Annotated in this window: 17 protein-coding genes and 1 pseudogene; 10 read left to right on the top strand and 8 right to left on the bottom strand. The window is 46.6% G+C overall.

Translation table 11 applies throughout. The features are described 5' to 3' along the window. The first annotated feature begins 76 nt into the window (after nt 1–76). On the top strand, nt 77–1,153 hold the full coding sequence (locus GT575_RS02310; RefSeq protein ID WP_118757889.1) for a glycoside hydrolase family 5 protein: 1,077 nt from the start codon (nt 77–79) through the stop codon (nt 1,151–1,153). Nucleotides 1,154–1,260: 107 nt separating this feature from the next. Here GT575_RS02310 and GT575_RS02305 read toward each other — a convergent pair whose 3' ends face one another. Then, nucleotides 1,261–1,476 carry a cold-shock protein gene (locus tag GT575_RS02305; RefSeq protein WP_015534471.1) on the bottom strand — a complete coding sequence of 72 codons (216 nt, stop codon included), beginning with the start codon at nt 1,474–1,476 and terminating at the stop codon, nt 1,261–1,263. Nucleotides 1,477–1,737: 261 nt separating this feature from the next. On the opposite strand from GT575_RS02305, the gene GT575_RS02300 reads away from it, so the two are divergent. Continuing rightward, nucleotides 1,738–2,688 carry a SpoIID/LytB domain-containing protein gene (locus tag GT575_RS02300; protein WP_243147806.1) on the top strand — a complete coding sequence of 317 codons (951 nt, stop codon included), beginning with the start codon at nt 1,738–1,740 and terminating at the stop codon, nt 2,686–2,688. An 83-nt stretch (nt 2,689–2,771) separates the two neighbouring features. Beyond that, nucleotides 2,772–3,533, top strand: coding sequence for a M23 family metallopeptidase (locus GT575_RS02295; protein ID WP_022217347.1), 762 nt, complete (start codon nt 2,772–2,774; stop codon nt 3,531–3,533). A 198-nt stretch (nt 3,534–3,731) separates the two neighbouring features. On the opposite strand, the gene GT575_RS02290 is transcribed toward GT575_RS02295, so the two are convergent. Beyond that, entirely contained in the window at nt 3,732–6,215 is a 2,484-nt protein-coding gene (locus GT575_RS02290) for a GH36-type glycosyl hydrolase domain-containing protein (RefSeq protein WP_015534474.1), read from the bottom strand. A 270-nt stretch (nt 6,216–6,485) separates the two neighbouring features. Between GT575_RS02290 and GT575_RS02285 the strand changes: the two genes are divergently transcribed. Beyond that, complete coding sequence (locus tag GT575_RS02285; RefSeq protein ID WP_055145852.1) at nt 6,486–7,118, top strand: hypothetical protein; 633 nt, start codon at nt 6,486–6,488, stop codon at nt 7,116–7,118. Between the two features lie 93 nt (nt 7,119–7,211). Here GT575_RS02285 and GT575_RS15525 read toward each other — a convergent pair whose 3' ends face one another. From GT575_RS15525 to GT575_RS02260, 6 genes and pseudogenes are all read right to left on the bottom strand, one after another. Next, entirely contained in the window at nt 7,212–8,165 is a 954-nt protein-coding gene (locus GT575_RS15525; protein ID WP_192934949.1) for a LacI family DNA-binding transcriptional regulator, read from the bottom strand. A 12-nt stretch (nt 8,166–8,177) separates the two neighbouring features. Continuing rightward, nucleotides 8,178–8,738, bottom strand: a pseudogene (locus tag GT575_RS15520) (sulfate/molybdate ABC transporter ATP-binding protein); the annotation flags it as partial. A 1-nt stretch (nt 8,739) separates the two neighbouring features. Beyond that, nucleotides 8,740–9,603: a sulfate ABC transporter permease gene (locus GT575_RS02275; protein ID WP_161171410.1), complete on the bottom strand. Its 864-nt coding sequence runs from the start codon at nt 9,601–9,603 to the stop codon at nt 8,740–8,742. Between the two features lie 61 nt (nt 9,604–9,664). Then, the gene (locus GT575_RS02270; RefSeq protein WP_161171409.1) at nt 9,665–10,375 is read right to left on the bottom strand and encodes a substrate-binding domain-containing protein; all 711 of its coding nucleotides are present in this window, start codon (nt 10,373–10,375) and stop codon (nt 9,665–9,667) included. Between the two features lie 174 nt (nt 10,376–10,549). Continuing rightward, entirely contained in the window at nt 10,550–12,751 is a 2,202-nt protein-coding gene (locus tag GT575_RS02265) for an InlB B-repeat-containing protein (protein ID WP_161171408.1), read from the bottom strand. 134 nt (nt 12,752–12,885) lie between these two features. Continuing rightward, entirely contained in the window at nt 12,886–13,890 is a 1,005-nt protein-coding gene (locus tag GT575_RS02260; protein ID WP_015534480.1) for an aldose 1-epimerase, read from the bottom strand. A gap of 218 nt (nt 13,891–14,108) precedes the next feature. Here GT575_RS02260 and GT575_RS02255 point away from each other — a divergent pair, with 218 nt between their 5' ends. The 6 genes from GT575_RS02255 (at nt 14,109) to GT575_RS02230 (ending at nt 19,667) form a co-directional block, all read left to right on the top strand. Continuing rightward, nucleotides 14,109–15,086 (top strand): hypothetical protein, encoded by a 978-nt coding sequence (locus GT575_RS02255; protein WP_161171407.1) that lies wholly within the window; start codon nt 14,109–14,111, stop codon nt 15,084–15,086. A 15-nt stretch (nt 15,087–15,101) separates the two neighbouring features. Next, nucleotides 15,102–15,578: a DUF4358 domain-containing protein gene (locus GT575_RS02250; RefSeq protein ID WP_055222342.1), complete on the top strand. Its 477-nt coding sequence runs from the start codon at nt 15,102–15,104 to the stop codon at nt 15,576–15,578. A gap of 283 nt (nt 15,579–15,861) precedes the next feature. Beyond that, nucleotides 15,862–16,425 carry a flavin reductase family protein gene (locus GT575_RS02245; RefSeq protein ID WP_015534482.1) on the top strand — a complete coding sequence of 188 codons (564 nt, stop codon included), beginning with the start codon at nt 15,862–15,864 and terminating at the stop codon, nt 16,423–16,425. A gap of 47 nt (nt 16,426–16,472) precedes the next feature. After that, nucleotides 16,473–17,354: a 4-(cytidine 5'-diphospho)-2-C-methyl-D-erythritol kinase gene (ispE, locus tag GT575_RS02240; protein ID WP_055272043.1), complete on the top strand. Its 882-nt coding sequence runs from the start codon at nt 16,473–16,475 to the stop codon at nt 17,352–17,354. Continuing rightward, nucleotides 17,354–18,025 carry a GntR family transcriptional regulator gene (locus tag GT575_RS02235; protein ID WP_015534484.1) on the top strand — a complete coding sequence of 224 codons (672 nt, stop codon included), beginning with the start codon at nt 17,354–17,356 and terminating at the stop codon, nt 18,023–18,025. The genes ispE and GT575_RS02235 overlap by 1 nt, the downstream gene beginning before the upstream one ends. Nucleotides 18,026–18,176: 151 nt before the next feature. Next, entirely contained in the window at nt 18,177–19,667 is a 1,491-nt protein-coding gene (locus GT575_RS02230; RefSeq protein WP_161171406.1) for a spore germination protein, read from the top strand. Nucleotides 19,668–19,915: the final 248 nt, after the last annotated feature.

The following is a 19,915-nucleotide window of genomic DNA, read 5'->3' as shown; positions in this document are numbered from 1 at the left end:
CATCTGTTAATACATCCGCGCCTATGTTATGATAGATATATATGTTACGTTGTGATGAAAAGGGGGTTATAAACATATGAAAGGTAGAAAATTGAGACACAGACTCACGGCTCTGCTGCTCGCATTTGCAATGATATTTACAGCGGTCGCCGTACAGCCGAACTGTGATGCATTTGCAGCTACGAAGGTAAAGACGCCGGTGGCGACACATGGAAGACTGTCTGTGAAGGGGGCAGATCTGGTGGATGCCAAAGGCAAGAAATTCCAGCTCAGGGGAATCAGCACACACGGTATCAACTGGGATGTGGGATATCCTTATGTGAACAAGGCGGCGTTCAAGACTCTGAGAGACGACTGGGGAGTTAATGCGGTAAGACTTGCCATGTATACATCTGAATACAACGGCTATTGCGCGGGCGGCAGCAAAGCGGCACTTCGAAATCAGATATACAAGGGCGTGAAATATGCGACCGACCTCGGCATGTATGTGATCATCGACTGGCACATACTCAACGACGGGAATCCTATGACACAGGTTGCAGAGGCAAGAAGATTCTTTGCAACTATGGCGAAGAAGTATAAGAAACAGAAAAATATCATTTATGAGATATGCAATGAGCCAAATGGCTGCGACTGGAAGACTGTCAAGCGATATGCGTCCCAGGTCATAAAGGTCATAAGAAAGTATGACAAGAAGGCGATCATCGTAGTGGGAACGCCGACATGGTCCCAGCTCGGTTCGGATGGCACACACAATGAGGTTGCGGATAACCCTATCAAGGGCTACAAGAATATAATGTACTCACTCCATTTCTATGCTAATGAGTGGAGCCACAACCGGTATCTTCCTGCGAAGCTTGCATACGCAAGGAAGAAGGGGATAGCGGTCATAGTCACAGAGTTCGGAATGTCCGCGGCAAGCGGCGATGGAGGCATAAGCAAAACCTACACCGGCAAATGGCTGACCAGACTCAACAAGGCGAATGTCAGCTATTTCTGCTGGAGTCTCAGCAACAAGAATGAATCGGCATCCCTCCTGGCGTCGTGGACGAGCAAGACGAGCCGGTGGAAGACGAGTGAACTGTCTGAGGCAGGCCGTTATATCAGAGCGAAATACAGAGCCCGCAAGAAGGCTCTCGGAAGCAGGGCGTAACGGGAAGCCGTGAGGAAACCGTGATATTAACAAGCAATAAAAAACAGGCGCTATATAGATCAAAGATCTGTATAGCGCCTGTTCTTGTGTTAATGGTTATATGTGAATTAAGCTACAACTGTTACGTTAGTTGCTCTCTCCTTAGAAGCGTCCTTAGGATCAGCCTCTACATCAAATGTAACCTTCTGTCCCTCGTTAAGAGTCTTATATCCATCAGAGTTGATTGCTGAAAAATGAACAAATACGTCCTTTCCTGTCTCATCATCTGAGATGAATCCATAACCCTTTTCTCCGTTGAACCACTTAACTGTACCGTTCTTCATCACGAGTACCTCCTAAAAATGAAAATTTGTACTCAATGAAAACACTACAATATACCTTATAGAGAATACTCCAAAGAAAAGCTTACCTTATATAGCAATCGAACCGTTAATCTTGAATACGCTATTATCATATTATGTCATGTTGCATTTGTCAATAAACGATACGACTAAAATTTGCGTTAAGATTTCTCAGTAAAAAGGGTATATGAGCAGTGTAAAAACGATATATATATAAGAGGTATAAAAATGCGGGAGGGTGAAATGAGGAATGCAAAGACGATCATTATAGGGATTGCGTGTGCTATGGCACTTGCTTACATAATATCAGGAATATACGACAAGGCGGTTGGGGGAGATGACACTGACGGATCGGCAAAAAGCGGGCGCAATGTGTGTATTTATGATAATGGGGAGTATTCCCTCGTGGATGTGGAAGAGTATACAGCATCGACGCTGGCGGGAATGATGAGTGACAAATGGAGCGATGAAATGCTCAAGGCGGTCGCAGTTGTGGTTAGGACCGGAATCTATTACCAGATGGATGAAAATGACAGGAATTCCGCCACACAGGGGCAGACAAAGAATCTTATAAATGAGTCCCAGCTCCGGGAGATAAGATATACGGAATCGCAGCTCAAGAAGAAATGGGGAGGCGAGTGCTCCGGGATAATGAGAAGGGCGAAGAAGGCGGTGTATGCGACCGGTGGACAGGTTATGAAATACGGTGGAGAGGTAATACTTCCGGCGTATCATATGATAAGTACAGGGCATACTGTGAGTGCACAGGAAATATATGGGCATGACATACCGTATCTCAAGCAGGTGGCAAGTGATGTGGATCAGATGGCGGAGGACTTTTCGACCACTGAGATATACAGCGGGGACAGGCTTCAGAAGATATTCAGAAAATGGATAGACGCTGACAATATGACGGATGAGGTCAAGGTTATGACAGCCACAGAATCTGGATTTGCACAGACCATAAATGTATTTGGGAGCGAGCTGGAGGCTGATGTTTTCAAAGAACAACTGGGACTTGCCTCGACGAATATACACATAGATAAGGTTAAGGATGGATACAGGATTATAACGGTGGGCGTTGGAGATTCTCTGGGAATGTCACTGTATGGGGCGTCTGTATTGGCGGAAAATGGAGAGAAGTATGATCAGATCCTCAGGTATTATTATACTGGAATAGAGATTGCAAAATAAAGGTTGATAAAAAATATTTACACATTCAAATCATCTGTATATAAGTGCCAATAAGTGGACATGATACAGATGAGGTGATGAATATGAAGAAATTTTTGGGCGGCATAAAGAAGAATATATTTTATATCTCGCTCATCACAGGCATGGCAGTGCTTGTGACAGTGCTCGGACTTTATAACGCACAGACCAATTCAAAGGAGAAGACCATAACAATAGGACAGAATACGCCGAATGACAGTACGACAGAAGCCGATGCGAAGGAAGCTTTGAACGATAAGAAAAATGATAAGAACAGCGGAGTGTCGGATGAAGGTACATCAGAGCAGAAAGATATTGAGACGGATAATACCATAGAGGATTCCACTGCATCCACAGTGGAGAGTGAGAGTGCTGAGACTGGAGCTTCAGGAGTTTCAAATGACAGCCTGCATTACGATCCAAAGGATAGCATATCATGGCCTATAAATGGCAATGTGATAATTCCTTACAGCATGGATACGACAGTGTATTTTGAGACACTCAAGGAATACAAGTGCAGCCCTGCAATGGTAATTGAGGCGCAGACGGGCGATGAGGTCAAGGCTGTATATGAGAGTAAGGTAGCGGAGGTCTCAAGCAACCCAGAGCTGGGCAATTACGTCAAGCTTGAGCTTGGAGACGGCTACACCGTGACACTTGGACAGCTTCAGGATGTGAAGGTTGCACTTGGCGAGCATCTGGATGCCGGCCAGGTAGTGGGAACCGTTGGCGAGCCAAGCAGATTCTACAGCGAGGAAGGAAGCAATCTCTATTTTGCAGTCGAGAAGGACGGCAATCCTGTGGATCCGATGCTGCTTATACAGTAGAGGTAGGGTTGGACAGGTTGCTAATTTGTATCTTTTACGAGGACAACACAGCGTTTTGCGACAATCCCGTGGCGGGATGAAGAAGATAGGCCATATAAACAAAAGAGCCCCACAATATCTAAAATAGATATTGTGGGGCTTTTGCACTATATACTTACGTATATTTTCTTAAATGTGCTTTATAATCCACGGTCTATATTAGCCCATTACAACCTCTACTGAGTGAGTCTTGCCATCGCCAAATGCTGGGATAACGTTGCCCTCGATAGCGTTGCCATCAACGAGTACGCTCTTAACGCCCTTGTTGATGTGAGCTGGGTTAGAAACCTTGATGTCGTATGTAGCACCACGGAACTGACGTGTAGCTGTCATTCCATCCCATGCAGCAGGAATTGATGGATCGATCTTCAGACCATCGAAGTCTGCTGAGATACCAAGGATGTACTGTGATATAGCTACCATGTTCCAAGCAGCAGTACCAGTCAGCCATGAGTTCTTACCCTGACCGAAGTGGTTGCCCGGCTTGCCGATATCAGATCCGGCATCCTTACCACCGATCATCTGGCCGTATACATATGGCTCAGTCTTGTGTATATCTGATGTCTCCTCAGTGAAAGCTGGAGCTATCTCTGAGTAGTACTTAAATGCCTGATCACCGGCACCTGCGTAAGCAGCAGCACAGATGATCCATGCATTGTTATGTGTGAAGATTCCGGCATTCTCCTTGTATCCACCTGGGTATGTAGAAATCTCACCATACTGGATGTAATACTTTGTAAATGCTGGGTTGTTGAGTACAAGTCCGTGCTGTGTATTAAGTCTCTCATCGATTGCAGCAAGAGTCTTCTTGTCGCAGCCCTGATCCTTACCGATGTCTGACATGATAGCGAATCCCTGTGGCTCGATGAAGATCTGACCTTCCTCGCACTCCTTGGATCCCATCTTCTCACCGTTTGCATCGTAAGCTCTGAGGAACCAGTCGCCGTCCCATGCTGACTCCATGATGTTGGCCTTCATCTTGTCGATCTCAGCCTGAGCAGCATCAGCCTCAGCGTCCATTCCAAGGTGCTTAAGGATAGCAACGTAGTTAGGACCTGCATATGTGAAGAGTGTAGCAACCATAACTGACTCAGCAACCTTTGAGTATCCACCCTCAGCAGCGAACTTAGGGTTGGTGTATGTCTGGAAGCTCTCACCTGGTGTATCTGAGAAGCATGAAAGGTTGATACAATCGTTCCAGTCAGCTCTCATTGCAAGTGGAAGTCCGTGTGGTCCAAGGTTGTTCACGATCTTGTAGAATGAAACCTTGAGGTGGTCAAGCATAGGCTTTGCAATTGACATATCGTTGTCATATGGAACCATCTCGTCAAGGATGCCCCAGTCGCCAGTCTCCTTGATATAAGCTGAAACTGAAAGGATCAGCCATAATGGATCATCTGAGAAGTCTCCACCGATATCTGCGTTACCCTTCTTGGTAAGTGGCTGGTACTGATGGTAGCATCCACCGTCTGGGAACTGTGTTGAAGCTATATCGATGATTCTCTCTCTTGCACGATCAGGGATCTGATGAACAAATCCAAGCACATCCTGGTTGGAATCACGGAATCCCATACCACGGCCGATACCTGACTCGAAGTATGAAGCTGAACGTGAAAGGTTGAATGTAACCATACACTGATACTGATTCCAGATGTTGACCATACGGTTAACCTTGTCATCAGGTGTGTTGACGTTGAGAATGCTCAACAGTCTGTTCCAGTGCTCCTTGAGCTCCTCAAGACCTGCAGCAACCTTCTCAGGAGTGTTGTACTTCTCGATCATCTCGAGAGCCTTTACCTTATTGATAGTCTTGCCGTCTGCCTCGAACTTCTGGTCAACAGGCATCTCAACATATCCAAGTATAAATACAAGAGTCTTTGTCTCGCCTGGAGCAAGAGTGATCTTCTTGTAGTGTGAAGCGATAGGCGACCATCCATCAGCAAATGAATCATTTGACTTGCCAGCCTCAACAGCCTGTGGGTTGTGGAAGCCGTTGTAAAGTCCGATGAATGAATCTCTGTCTGTATCGTAACCATCGATCTCGTCATTCACTGTGTAGAATGCGAAGTGGTCACGTCTGTCTCTGTACTCTGTCTTGTGGTAGATAGTTGATCCGACAACCTCTACACGACCTGTACTGAAGTTTCTCTGGAAGTTGGTGCAGTCATCCTGTGCATCCCAGAGACACCACTCCTCAAATGAGAAGAATGAGAATGTCTTCTCCTCTGAGCCTTCATTTGTAAGAACGACCTGCTGAACCTCTCCAGCGTAGTTCTGAGGAACAAAGAAAGTAACCTCAGCCTTAAGGTCATTCTTCTTACCTGTGATGATTGTATATCCCATACCATGACGACACTGATACTCGTCAAGCTCTGTCTTTACCGGTGACCATCCCGGATTCCATATTGTACCATTGTCGTTGATATAGAAATAACGTCCGCCCATATCTATAGGCACGTTGTTATAACGATATCTTGTGATTCTACGAAGACGAGCGTCCTTGTAGAAGCTGTAACCTCCTGCAGTGTTGGAGATCAGTGAAAAGAAATCCTGTGTTCCAAGGTAGTTGATCCAAGGATAAGGAGTTCTAGGAGATGTGATGACATACTCCTTGTTGGCATCATCAAAATAACCAAATTTCATGTAGCATATACCTTCCTTCCAATGTTTTGTGAAGGCTTCCAGATGGCTATGCCAGCCCCCCTGAAGCCGCTTTTGTATCGACTTGTGCTAAATTCTCCCTTAAAGTCAGCCATACACTCTGATTATATAATAAAAGACTTTAAAACACAACAAAGTTATAGTGAAAATTGCACAATTACTAAATGTATTAATTCCTGTATTTGAGTAATTAATTGATGCTTATGCTGTGTTATACTGTGTAATATCAAAACAGTATAGGAGTTATTTACTATGGGAAAAAATGAAACTAAGAATTATGTAGGCGGAAGCGGAATGGATGATATGGAGCTGGACGAGCGTGATATACAGCTTATGGAGGAGAGCAGAAAAGAAGGCAAAAAGAAGCTGTTTATAGCACTTGGTGCGATCGTGTTAGCAGTGATAGTAGTGGTGATATACATAGTCGCCAGAAAAAATATGACCGGAAAATCAGAGAGCGAGGATTTGATAAAGACCTACATGGAGGGCCTTGAGGAAGCGGATCTTGACAAGGTGGAGAGTGTTATGGATCCTGATACCATAGACAGCGATTCGTCAAAGAATCTGGTCACTGTGTTCCAGACTTATAAGGAAAATAATATAGAATATACAGTCAGCTATACCATGGGTGATGGGCATGTGGCAGAGTCCAGCGATCTGGCGGCAGTCAGCAGCACTGTATATGGAAAGACCCAGAAGGAAGCAGGTATATCAAAGGGTTATGTCATTCCGGTTACCGGAAAGATAATGATGACATTCCAGGGTCAGACTTCACCGTATGATCTGGACATGGATATCATTTGTTATGAGAAGGATGGAGAGTGGTATCTCGGCGGAACAGTTATGACTACGGGAGATACGACTACAGATGATACGACAGAGTAGTCACGAGAAGGACAATTGCTGGATACAGATATTGAATACAGAAACTGAATATATGGACATGGATACATGAACAGACGACAAATGGTGCGGATATTAAATGTAATATTCGCACCATTTGCTGTCTTCTGCCAGTGTGCAGCTATCTCTCTTGATGAGCTTGCACTGGAGCTCAATTCTTGCGACTCCATTGTGACCGCCCTTGAGTCTGTCCATTAGAAGCTGCAGGGCGAAATGCCCCATGTCCGTCTTGGAGATCTCCACTGTGGTCAGCATCGGAGTTGTGTACTGGGCTTCCTCGATACCGTCGCTGGATATGATGGAAGGAGTGTAATATCTGTTCTTGCATTTGGCAAGATATTTCAGCATCCCTATGGCCGTTATGTCATTGGCACAGTATATTCCGGTTGGGCTCTTGTCGGACTTCATGAAGTGTTCCATGGCCTCAAATCCTTCAACCTCGCTGAGCTTTGTGTTGATGACGTAGTCCGTGTCGATATCAAGTCCATGATCGTGAAGAGTTTCAAGATATCCTTTGTAGCGGGCCTCGTTATTGCAGTTTCCCACATATCCGATATTCTCATGTCCAAGAGATATGAGGTATTCAACCGCTGTTCTGGCAATCTGGCTACCGTTGCAGATGACCTCATCCACCTCGCCGTTTGCAGAATCCCTGTTGACATACACTGTGCTGCGATAGCACTGGCTGAGCTTCTTCAGGGCTGCGCGGTTGCATTTTCCGATGACAATAAGTCCGTCGTTGTGGCCGTCCGCTTCCTCGCACATCCTGCGGATTACAGAATCCACGTTCTCATACCTGCATCTCCTGTCGTCGGAGAAGATGGACCGATACCATACCTTGGACAGGATGCATCCGTTCTTGTGGATCTCACTCTCTATGACATGCAGCAGTTCTGTAAAGAATGGGTCCGACGTGGCAGAGTCCATTCTGGTCATGAGCACATTTATATAGTAGGTCTTCTCCACAGTCGCGCCTTTTCCATTCTTGAGCTGGCGGGCAGACTGGTTTGGCGTGTAGTTGAGCTTCATAGCTGCGTTCCAGATCTTATCCCTGAGCCATGCGCGGAGCTCCTTTCTGACCTTTGCATCTATAGCGGCAAATGGCTCATCGAGAAGCAGGAGCTGTGGCTGGGTGGCAAGCGCTCTGGCAAATGCGACCCTCTGACGCTGGCCTCCCGACAACTGCCTTGGGTATCGTTTCTCAAGGCCCTTCAGTCCAACCAGTTCTATCAGCTCCGTCACTCTGTCGCGGATCTCTGACTTTGGGTATTTCTGTATCTTCATTCCAAATGCGATATTGTCATACACTGTCTTGTATCTGAACAGCGCGTAATTCTGGAATACGAAGCCAATCTCCCTCTTGCTGGCGGGAATGTCATTTACTTTTTTGCCATCTATGTATATGTCCCCTGAGTCCGCGGTCTCGAGTCCTGCAAGTATGCGGAGGATAGTGGTCTTGCCGCTTCCACTTGGACCCAGAAGTCCGATGAGCTTTCCTTTCTCAATGGAGAAACTGACATCATCGGATGCCCTGTAATCTCCAAATGTTTTATTGATGTTTCTGAGCTCTACGTATGAATGTGTATCTGCAGGTGTATTCATATCATATACCTCCCTCTTTATTTCCTCTGTGTTCAAGTATGTTTCTAAGTATCAGTATGATGACTGCCATGATGACCAGTATGGACGACATGGCAAAGGCTCCTGTGAAGTCAAATGCCTGGTACAGCAGTTCGATATAGAGTGGCATGGTGTTGGTGAGTCCTCTGAGATGTCCCGAGAGAACTGACACAGCTCCAAATTCACCCATGGCCCTTGCGGAGCACAGTACAATTCCGTACAGCAGAGCCCAGCGTATGTGGGGGAGTGTGATCTGTGAGAATATCTGGAATCCATTTGCTCCCATGAGGGCTGCAGCCTCCTCCTCATCGTTGCCCGCCGCTGTGAGAACCGGTATGATCTCCCTTGATATGAAAGGAAATGTTACAAATATAGTAGCCAGGACGATCCCCGGAACCGCGAATATGATCTGTATCCCGAGCTTTTCAAGGTATGGATACAGGAAGCTCTGCCTGCCAAATGTAAGTACGAATATAAGGCCCGCGATGATCGGGGATATGGTAAGCGGCAGATCGATGAGCGTTGATATGATCTTTTTGCCCCGGAAGGTGAATTTGGTTATGAGCCACGCGGCATAAAGTCCGAAAATTGTGTTGACCACCACCGTGATGACCACGACCTTCAAGGTGAGAAGTATTGACTTCACTGCGTAGCTGGACAGAACTCTCGGTCTGGTGATGGTCTGCCAGAATTCGGATAGTGACAGTCTGGCTGAGAATACCACCAGAGAGCACAGGGGAATCACCACTATGATTCCGAGGATTGCCATTACTATTCCAAATGACAAACCGAATCCCGGTATGATGCTTTTACTTTTCTTTTTTGCGTGTGTGTGCTGATGTGTCATGTCTCAGTCATTCCTTTCCTGTATGTATTATCTGTATTTCCCGCCAGACTGCCATTTCAAATTAATTCTTTTCCTCGTATATGGAGTCGAAGAGACCTCCGTCTGCGAAATGTTTCCTGCTGGCCTCTGTCCAGCCTCCGAAGTGTGATATGTCTGTGAGGTCAACATTTGTTATGATCCATTTGCCGTCCTGTGGCAGCTCCGATATGGTGTTGCTCTGTCTCTGATATTCGAACTGCTTCAGGATCTCCTGATCTGATGGTCTGTAGTACCACTCTGCCTCCAGCTTCTGTGCCTCGTCGGAATATAGGTAGTTCAGATATTCGGTTGCGACATCCCTTGTGCCTCTCTTGTCAACCACCTCGTCGACTACTGAGACTGTAGGCTGGCACAGTATAGATACGGAAGGAACCACGATCTCGTACTCACCAGGATGCTCATCCAGTGAGAGGAACGCCTCGTTCTCCCATGCGAGAAGCACATCGGCCTGAAGTCCATTTGCCACCTCAAGCGCCTGCTTTCCTGAACCACCGTGTGACTGAACAACTGATACGTCCTGTCCCTTTTCCTCTTTCCAGTGCTTTGCAAATAAATCGTTGTACGCTGCGTATAGCTCTCTGGTTGGGTCGTAGGATACGTTCGTTATCTCAATAGCGCCCGCTGAGTCAGATGAGCTGCCGGTTGAGTTAGATGCTGCGCTCACACCGCATCCTGACAGAACTCCAATTCCAAGTGCTGTGACTGCGAGTAATGTTGCCAATTGTTTCTTCATAATCTTCTTCCTCTCTTTTTTTAATTTCCCGTTTTCATATCGGGTATGTATGCAATATATGCTTGTAAATGCTGGAAATCAAAAGAAAAGAGTGAAAACGTTGTCACATGGAAAAACATAGAAAAACAGCACGTCAGGTTGTCCTGACGTGCTGCCTTATTGAACTTTTCGGTATTATTTCTTCTTCATACCTGAAATTATGATTATCACAAACGAGACTAGAATGGTCGCAAGCACTGTTATAAGGATTATGAGCTGAAGGTTATGTACCTTACTCTTACTCTTATCAGTGGAAGCGTAGCTGCCCACGGTGAGTGTGCTCTTTTCTGTTGTGACCTCAGTGGTCGTCTCGGTTGTGGTACGCTCTATCGTGGATATCTCAGTTGTGGTCGCCTCGGTCGTCACAGGGGTAAATGTATTTCTATACTCTGTGGTGACCTCGGTCGTACTTGCCGTTGTCGCCTCGGTTGTGGCTCTGGTAGTTGTCTGTGTGGTTGTGGAAGTCTCCTTCTTGGACACTGTAAATGTTGTCACAGCATCTCCGGTCTTGGATCTGATGGTTATGGTGTGGCTTCCGACCGAGAGGGATTCAAGATAGCTCGTCTTGAGCTCGATTATGATGCTTCCCTCTTTCTTGTTGTAATATGAAGGGTCAAGTTCCTTGTCATCTATGAGGACACAGACAAAGTCAGCGTACTCAGCGTTCGATCTGAACTTGATAGTGTTCTTGCTGGCCTTGCTCCATTTGCTTCCCTTGCCGCCGATAATCTCGGGTGCTGCCTTGTCGATGACTGTGTCAGCCTTGCTTATCTCCTTTGTACAGCCCTTGTTGCTGAAATATTTCTTGCAGGCTGAGCAATACCAGTATTCTATATTGCCCTTGCTGGAGGTGGTTGCTGCTACATAATCAGTCTTCTTAAGGTCTGTGTGGTTCGTTGTGCTGAGTTTGCCGTAGCTCTTGCCGCACACAGAGCACACTGCCTTCTTCTGGCAGGTTGCGGTTCCGCCGGAGCAGTCCTGGATGACCTTATATCCACAGCCCTTGTTCTTGCACTTGCGGGAATGGGTTTTGCCGTTGCCATCACTTGTCCAGTTGCCGAGGTCGTGGCTGCTCTTGCCCTCTACGACGATCTCACCGCAGTAGCGGCATTTCTGAGGTGTCGTGCAGTCACCGTCGTCGGTTTCTGCGGTGTGTTTCTTGTTTACTGTTACAGTCAATTTGGTTTCATTTCCCGCCTTGTCGGATACGATGATGGTCTGCTCACCATCTGTGGCTTCCAGAGCAAGTGAGTGATCGTCGTCAAGGGATTTCTCCTCGCCGTTCACTGTGACCTTTGCCAGATGGGATTCCTTCACGGTCATCACGGCTGACAGGCAGTAAGTCTCTCCGTCGGCGATTCCTGTGACCTTTGGCGCGTGTGTGTCGATGATGAAGCCATCTGTGGATAAGTATGTTGTTTTGCCGTCCTCTGATGAAAGCTTTGCGTATACAACATATTTGCCCTCGTCCTTTATGGAAAATGCTTTCTTATACTCGGTAAATGTTGCTGCACCCAGATCGTCCGATGACAGAGCTGAGTCGCTTATCAGGTAGCCGACTGTGATGGAAGGGTCGGAGTTGTTGTCACAGGTGATGGTAACCTTCTGGGTCTTGTTGTAATACTGCTCAAATGATGATACATCCTGGAGACCGTTCCAGCTCTTATCGCCCATGCTGATGGTGCCTGTAGGAGCAGAGTCTGATTTCCACATCGCATAAAATACCAGGTTTCTTTTAGCCGATGAGTCATCAGTATCGGAATACTCATATCCGTTATCTGCCGCCTTCTCAAAGGAAGAGGTGTATATGATGTTCACGGTCTTGCCTGATCCGTCGGACTTCGTGTTCCAGCCCTTGAACTCATAGCCCTCACGGGTCGGTGGGTAGTCGTTCAGTGCCACGCCATATCCTGATCCTGCTACATCAAAGTCATATGTTCCGCTGTCCGCATCTCCGAGCTTGCCTCCATTTGCATTCAGTGTGAAGGTGAGCCCTGAACCGGAGAAGCTGTCCTTGGTGTACATCGCTGTCAGCTTTATACGGTTTGTAGACTGGAAGTATGATGTGTCAATGCTGGTGACCTTTGTCTTGTCATTGTACCATCCTGTGAATGTAAAGCCGTCTTTCTCCGGCTTGTACTTTGACAGGTCAACAGTCGTAAATTCTGCTGATGGGCTGCTTATCACAGTGGAAGTCTCCCCTGATAACTGTCCTCCTGCTGCATCCAACTCCAGATAGTATGTGTCTGGATCGTCGGTATCTTCTGCAAATGCTGTGAAGCATGTCATACAGAACATTGCCGCGAAAACCAGTAAAAATCTAAGTATTTTTTTCATAGAATCCCTCCTTGCATATGGTATTATAATAATTTTATTATACTGGGGGGAGAAAAACAACGAGACAGGGGAAAAATTAATAATATGAAAGAACGGCCTCCGCCGAGAGACCGTTCCATAGAAAATGTCATGTTTTATGCCATTGTGAATATTCTTTCTTTTACTGTTTTGGACTCGCCTGGAGCAAGCTCTGTGTAGCCTGTGATCTCCGGTGCTCCTGAGAGATTTGGAGCGTCAATATTCCAGCTCATTGGCTCAGGACAGAAGTAACCCTTGTCGCCGTGATCGTTCCACATGATCCAGAACTTCATTGTGTCGTCAACCTCATAGCAGACCTTCTTGCCTGTGGCAACATCAGTTGCGTATACTCCGTAGAAAGGCTTGCCGTCCAGCTCGTTCATCTCCGCTGTGTAGAGATCGTTGTCGATGTCCTTCAGAACAGGTACCATGGTTCCGTTCTTGTACTGGAGATCGTAATCTGTTATAGGAAGGTTCTTCTCTGTAGGGATAGCGTGCTCATCAAGCTCCCATTTGTCTCCAACAGGTACACAGAGACGTACATCCTCGCCCTTTCCTGTGCTTGTGAAAGGCCCCTTGAATGCAACGTGGTTACATACGCCGTACGGCATCTGCTTGTCGGAGAGGTTGGTGAGTGTGAACTCGTAGTGCATACCGTCCGGAGCAAGAGTGAATGTGAAGTCTGCTCTGAAGCTCACAGGGTATGTAGCGAAAAACTCATCCTTCTCATCATATACATATGAAGTCTTGCCGATGGCCTTGTCTCCATCCACTGACACGCTCTCTATGCTGTGGTTTCTGAGATGAAGGAAACCGTGGAGATGGTTGCCGAGAGGATCATTGCATGGGAAATGATACATGGCATCGGAGGTTCTTAAGTTGCCGTGTGACAGTCTGTTAGGGAGATACAGGGTAGGCATTCCGTAGATCTCTGCTGCTGCTTTGAGCTGTGCAGGAGTCAGGGAAGGATCGTTCCTGAATATATCAATATCCAGAGCTGTGTTCTCCATCTTCATAATGTTGCTTCCGTTAAATGGTGCGATCAGTGCACGGTAATCGCCTGATATAAGTTCAATACAAGTCTCGCCCTTGTAGTCTATTGTACGTGCTGTAGTGTTCATCGTGTTCTCCTCTTCTATAAATATGTTGTGTTTAAGTTGTATGCTGAAATCCACAAAAACATTGAACTTTCCTATGTGAAATAGTAACACGGAAAAAATTGTATGGCAACAATGAGGTTCACAAAACGCGGCGTTCTTGATTATTTTATCATTAATTGCTATACTATCATAGGATATTTTGCGAAAGACATGAAAGTTAGTTAATTCGGAGGTCGAAGGTGACTAAGAATAATAACACTGATTATAGAAAAAAGATATACAGACAGCGGCATCACCGCAGAATGAAACTCGTCGAGAGCGGAATAGGAGTGATCGTCGCAGTCATAATGATATTTGCGCTTGGACAGGGCAACCTGAAAAAGAATGTGAACGGCCAGGAGGAGTTCCAGCCTGAGAGCGGAACATCGGCAGATATAAGTGAGAGCAGCACTCAGGATATGTCATACAGTGACACGGAGGGGGCTGCACAGCAGTATCTGGCAACTGCGGAGGATGCGGCCATTCCGGATCAGCGAAATGGTCAGTATGTACAATTTGTCAATTACACCAACCCTGATGTGAGCGGCAAGGGAGCGGACAAATATGACAGCAATATATACATTCCGGCGAATGCCACGGATGACCAGTATTTCTCGACATCTCTGCTCATAGGTGATTCCAGAGCCGAGGCGCTGGGACTGTACAGCGGTGTAGACAACTGGGATATGTGTGTGGCGAAGAATCTGGACATAGAGAAGGTCGCTAATACCAAGATGTTCACCTGCGATTCAGGAGAACAGTGTACGGTTGTCGAGATGCTTGGCATGAAGAGCTATGAGAATATATACATTTCATTTGGGCTTGAGGAGCTTTCGTGGTATAACGAGCGGTACATGTTGGCCTACAAGACTTTACTGGATCAGATCTCCCAGTTACAGCCTGCGGCAAATGTATATGTGATGTCAGTACTTCCTGTATCGGCGGAGCTTTCATCAAAAGACCAGGTGTATAACAACCCGGGTGTGGACAAGCTCAATTCTCTCATGCAGGAGATGTGTGGCAGCTACGACCAGGTGATCTATCTCGATGTGGCTCACAGCGTGTCTGTGGATGGTGTTCTGCCGGAGGATGCGGGAATAGATGGCAAACATTGTAATAAGAAATATTGTCTCAAGATGATGGACTACATCAGAAAGAACGTGTATGTCAGAAGATAGTGGAGACGGAGGCATATGATAAAAAGAATAATATATTTGTTTGCATGCTGTCTGGTGATCTGTTCGCTTGCGGGATGCGCAGGAAATGGAGACGACGAGGCAGATATGCCGGATGTGCACTCTCTGGCTGATATGCTCATGCAGAACGTGAAGTTTGAGGATTCCGTGGAGGAGGTCTCCTCTGAGACGGCGCTCAGATATTATGGTATAGACAGCGTTCAGGTGCAGGACAGTGCAGTGTACATGTCAACGGGAGCCACCGCCGAGGAGCTCGCAGTATTTCAGGCGTCGTCAACGGTCGATGCCCAGGGCATACTGGCGGACATGAAGAAAAGACGCGACTCACAGTTGCAGATGTACCTTGATTACAAATCGTCGGAGACCGCCAGACTTGATGATGCGGTTCTGTATGTGCATGATACATTTGTGGTATACATGGTGTCCGATGACAGCGAAACGGCACAGGGAATAATAAGTGATTATCTGGAATGATCTTCCGGGTGATCATTTTTTTTGTCTGCATTTCCTTGTGTAACACCGGGACAGATCATTCATATTATAGTAATAAATCCGCTGTCAATAAAATAAGATAAATAAAGAGCGCTGTATGCGGTTGTAATTTTATGCACTGGCATGTATTATTATGTATAATGTATACAATATACAAAATACGAACAATTGACAGCTTGAGATATCAGCACTGTGGTGCGTTGCGCCACAGTGACTGAAAGTGGCTGAAAATGAGTTGAAGGTCAATAGAGAAAGAGGTATAGACATGGCAAAACAGAATTGGAAACCAGGAAATATGTTGTATCCGGTTCCGGCAGTTATGGTGAGCTGCCAGAGACCGGGAGAGAAGCCAAACATAGTGACGATAGCGTGGGCCGGTACCATATGCAGCGATCCTGCAATGGTGTCCATATCGGTGCGTCCGGAGAGATATTCCTACGACATAATCAAGGAGACAGGAGAATTTACCATAAATCTCGTCACCGAGAAACTGGCATTTGCAACTGATTATTGTGGTGTGAAGTCAGGAAGAGACGTGGATAAATTCAAGGAGATGAACCTCCATGCATGTGACGGCGTGAATGTGTCATGCCCGGCTATAGAGGAGAGTCCGGTGAACGTAGAGTGCAAGGTAAAGCAGGTAGTTGAGCTTGGATCCCACCACATGTTTATCGCTGAGGTGGTCGGAGTCCAGATAAGTGATGAATACATGGATAAGACCGGCAAATTCAACCTCAACAGCACGGGACTTGTCGCATATTCACATGGAGAGTATTTTGCACTTGGCGACAAACTCGGCAAATTTGGATATTCTGTTAGAAAAAAGTGATCGCAGGCTGAAAAGCTGCAGGGGAAATGTCACGGATAGGAGAGAAAATGGAAATATCATTAAAGGCATATGGAAAGATAAACCTCGGTCTCGACGTGGTCAGGAGACGCGAGGATGGATATCATGAGGTGAAAATGATCATGCAGACGGTCGATCTGTGGGATGAACTGACATTTTGCGATGTCACCACAGACGAGATCGTTATAACATCGGATTCGGCGGAGCTGCCGGATGTGAAGGATAACATCATATACAAGGCGTGCCGGATGATGAAGGATATATATGGAATAGACAAGGGTGTTCATGTAACCGTGGATAAACACATACCGGTTGCAGCCGGAATGGCAGGGGGAAGCGCTGATGCAGCGGCAGCCCTCAAGGCGATGAATATGCTGTTTGGACTGAACCTTTCCGATGAACAGCTCATGGAACATGGAGTGAAGCTCGGCGCAGATGTGCCTTACTGTATCATGCAGGGTACGGCACTCTCGGAGGGAATAGGAGAGATCCTTACACCACTTCCACCTATGCCGGACTGCCTGATCGTCATAGCGAAGCCGGCGATCGGAGTGTCCACAAAATGGGTATACCAGAACCTGAAGGTGGATCTGCTGGAGGAGCATCCAGATATCGATGGCATGGCGGATGCACTCAAGACCGGAGATCTGAAGGGAATAACAGACAGAATGGCAAATGTGCTCGAGACGGTTACGATACCTGCAAATCCTGTGATAGATTCAGTCAAGAAGCTCATAGCGGAGAACGACTCCATGGGAGTGCTCATGAGTGGCAGTGGGCCGACAGTGTTCGGAATATATGACAACAGGGATAAAGAACTGGCACAAAGGGTAGTAGATATGCTGCGTGAAAAGGACGAGATACAGGCTGCGTATGCCGTCAGCCCGTATAACATAAGAAGAGGTATGTGATGGATCTTAGATTGAATATGGATGAGTACCTGCCCCTTCGAGAGGTAGTGTTTAAGACTTTGAGGAATGCTATAGTTCACGGTGAGTTTGAGCCGGGGGAGAGACTTATGGAGGTCACTCTTGCGAAGAGGCTTGGCGTAAGCCGTACCCCTGTCAGGGAGGCCATGAGAATGCTTGAGCTTGAAGGGCTTGTGGTCATGATCCCGAGAAGGGGAGCAGAGGTTGCCAGGATAACGGCAAAGGATCTGAGCGATGCGCTTGAGATCAGGATGGCGCTTGAGGATCTTGCGGCAGGGCTTGCCTGCAAAAGGATAGACGACGAGGGAAAAGAGCGGTTGAAGCAGTCCTATGCCGACTTTAAGAAAGCGGTAAGCTCCAAGATAATCCCGGAGATAGTAGATGCGGATGTTGCATTTCACAATACTATAATGGACATGACGAACAATCCGAGACTGATCAGCATGTCCCAGAGTCTTCGTGAGCAGGTGTACAGATACCGCGTGGAGTATGTAAAGGATTTCAGCTATCACGACAAGCTTATAGCGGAGCATGAGGCTCTCATGAATGCGATAATAGCCAGGGATGAAGAGAAAGCCAAGGAGATAACCCGTATACATATATACGATCAGGAACAGATTGTGATCGCAAATGTTGTCATAGCACAGAAATAACAATATGCATAATAATAAATACCTGTATAAGAGGCGGAATGCGTGAAAACGTGTTCCGCCTTTTTACGTGTATGTCTGAATAAAAACTCATCCGTTGGACAAGATAGATTACAGAAGATAAACGGTATGTTGGAGGTGTTTACGGCGGACGATGGCTTCAATCAGTAAAAAAATAGACGAAAACATCACACAAATTGAGACAATATTCGGTAACTGGAGCGATATCGTGGAGCGAAGGTTTGATCTGGACCGCTGTGCCTGGGGAGATGATCCGGCAATATACGTGGTGTATATAGATGGACTGTGCGATCATGAGTTGATTGAGAACACATTAATAAAACCAATAACCTGGGAATGGCGGAATAAAGACACGGCAGATCTGTGGGAGCATATAATCTCCTGCGAGGGTCAGACGGCGGATTATACCCAGGAAAGTGACATGGACAACGTTGTCAGGGCGGTCCTCAGGGGGGATACGGCTATATTTGTATCCGGGAGCGATCAGGCAATAGTAGTGTCATCGAAACATTTCCCTGTGAGAGGTATAGAGGAAAGCTCCACCGAGGGAGGAATGAGGGGGCCTAGGGACAGCTTCAATGAGAACTTTAGGACATCTACAGCTCTGATAAGGAGAAGGATCAAGGACGTACATCTGAAGCTGGAACAGGGGACAATGGGCGTCAGATCCAGAACAGAGTACGGGATATTCTATATGGAAGATATAGCGGAGCCTGAGCTGGTACAGCAGATAAGGGACACCATCGATAAGTATGAGATAGATGCGGTGTTTGACAGCGGTATGGCTGAACATCTGATGGAGAAGAAATGGCAGGAGATATTTCCGATATACCAGGCGACCACAAGACCTGACAAGGCGGCCGCGGCTCTGGTGGAGGGCAGGGTTGTCGTTGTGTTTGACAATTCCCCTGAGGTCATAATTGCTCCAGCCACCATCAACACTCTGTTTCAGACGGCGGACGATTATTATAACAGATGGCCGGTGGCGACATTTGCCAGAATGATAAGGTATGTGGCAGCGTTCATTGCGGTGGGACTGCCGGGACTTTATATTGCGATCACCTGTTATCACAGGGAGCTGATACCCGACAAGCTTCTGTATGCGATAGCCGATGCGAGAAGCCAGCTATCGTTCCCCGTTGTAGTTGAAGTGCTGATAATGGAGCTTTTGTTTGAATTGCTCCGGGAGGCCGGGATACGACTGCCGAGCCAGCTTGGAAATACGATAGGAGTGGTTGGCGGTCTGATAGTTGGTCAGTCAGCCGTGGAGGCGGGGATAGTCAGCACCATGGTTGTGATAGTTGTGGCACTCACGGCTATAGCTTCATTTGCCATTCCGAATGAGGCGTTTGCGTCTGTTTTCAGATTGCTTAAGTTCGTAATTATAATCACCAGCGCACTTTATGGAATACTTGGATTTATCCTTGCGATGCTGGTTCTCGTGTTTCATCTTGCATCCCTGGACAGCTTTGGCGTGCCGTATATGTCCCCTGTCGTGACCTGTGGATACACTGGCGAGGGATATAAGGACTTTGTTGTCCGCGCGCCTATAAAGAAAATAATCAACAGACCTAAATGGAGCAATCCTGACGAGCGGCGCAGGTTGGTCAGAAAGAGAAAATAGATATGAATGATAAATATAATGTGACGTTTTCTGCCTTTTTTAAGATGGCTTTGCTTGTTTTGCCGGGGATGATAACTTTTGTGGTTACATTAATACCCTCATATTTTGGAAGAAATTGCCTGATTTTGTCACTTTTTTTGACGCTATGCATGGCTTTTGCTTACGTGATAGCACTATATATTGTATACATGAAGATTGATGAGAGAGGGAACAGCGAAAGCGGTAAAGTCAAAAATAGGACTATTGCA

Origin of the sequence: Coprococcus sp. BIOML-A2 (assembly GCF_009875795.1) — a bacterium.
In the GTDB taxonomy this organism is placed as follows: Bacteria; Bacillota; Clostridia; order Lachnospirales; family Lachnospiraceae; genus Coprococcus; species Coprococcus aceti.
The sequence above is the reverse complement of the archived record's forward strand: the minus strand, read 5'-3'. Positions and strand labels throughout refer to the sequence as shown.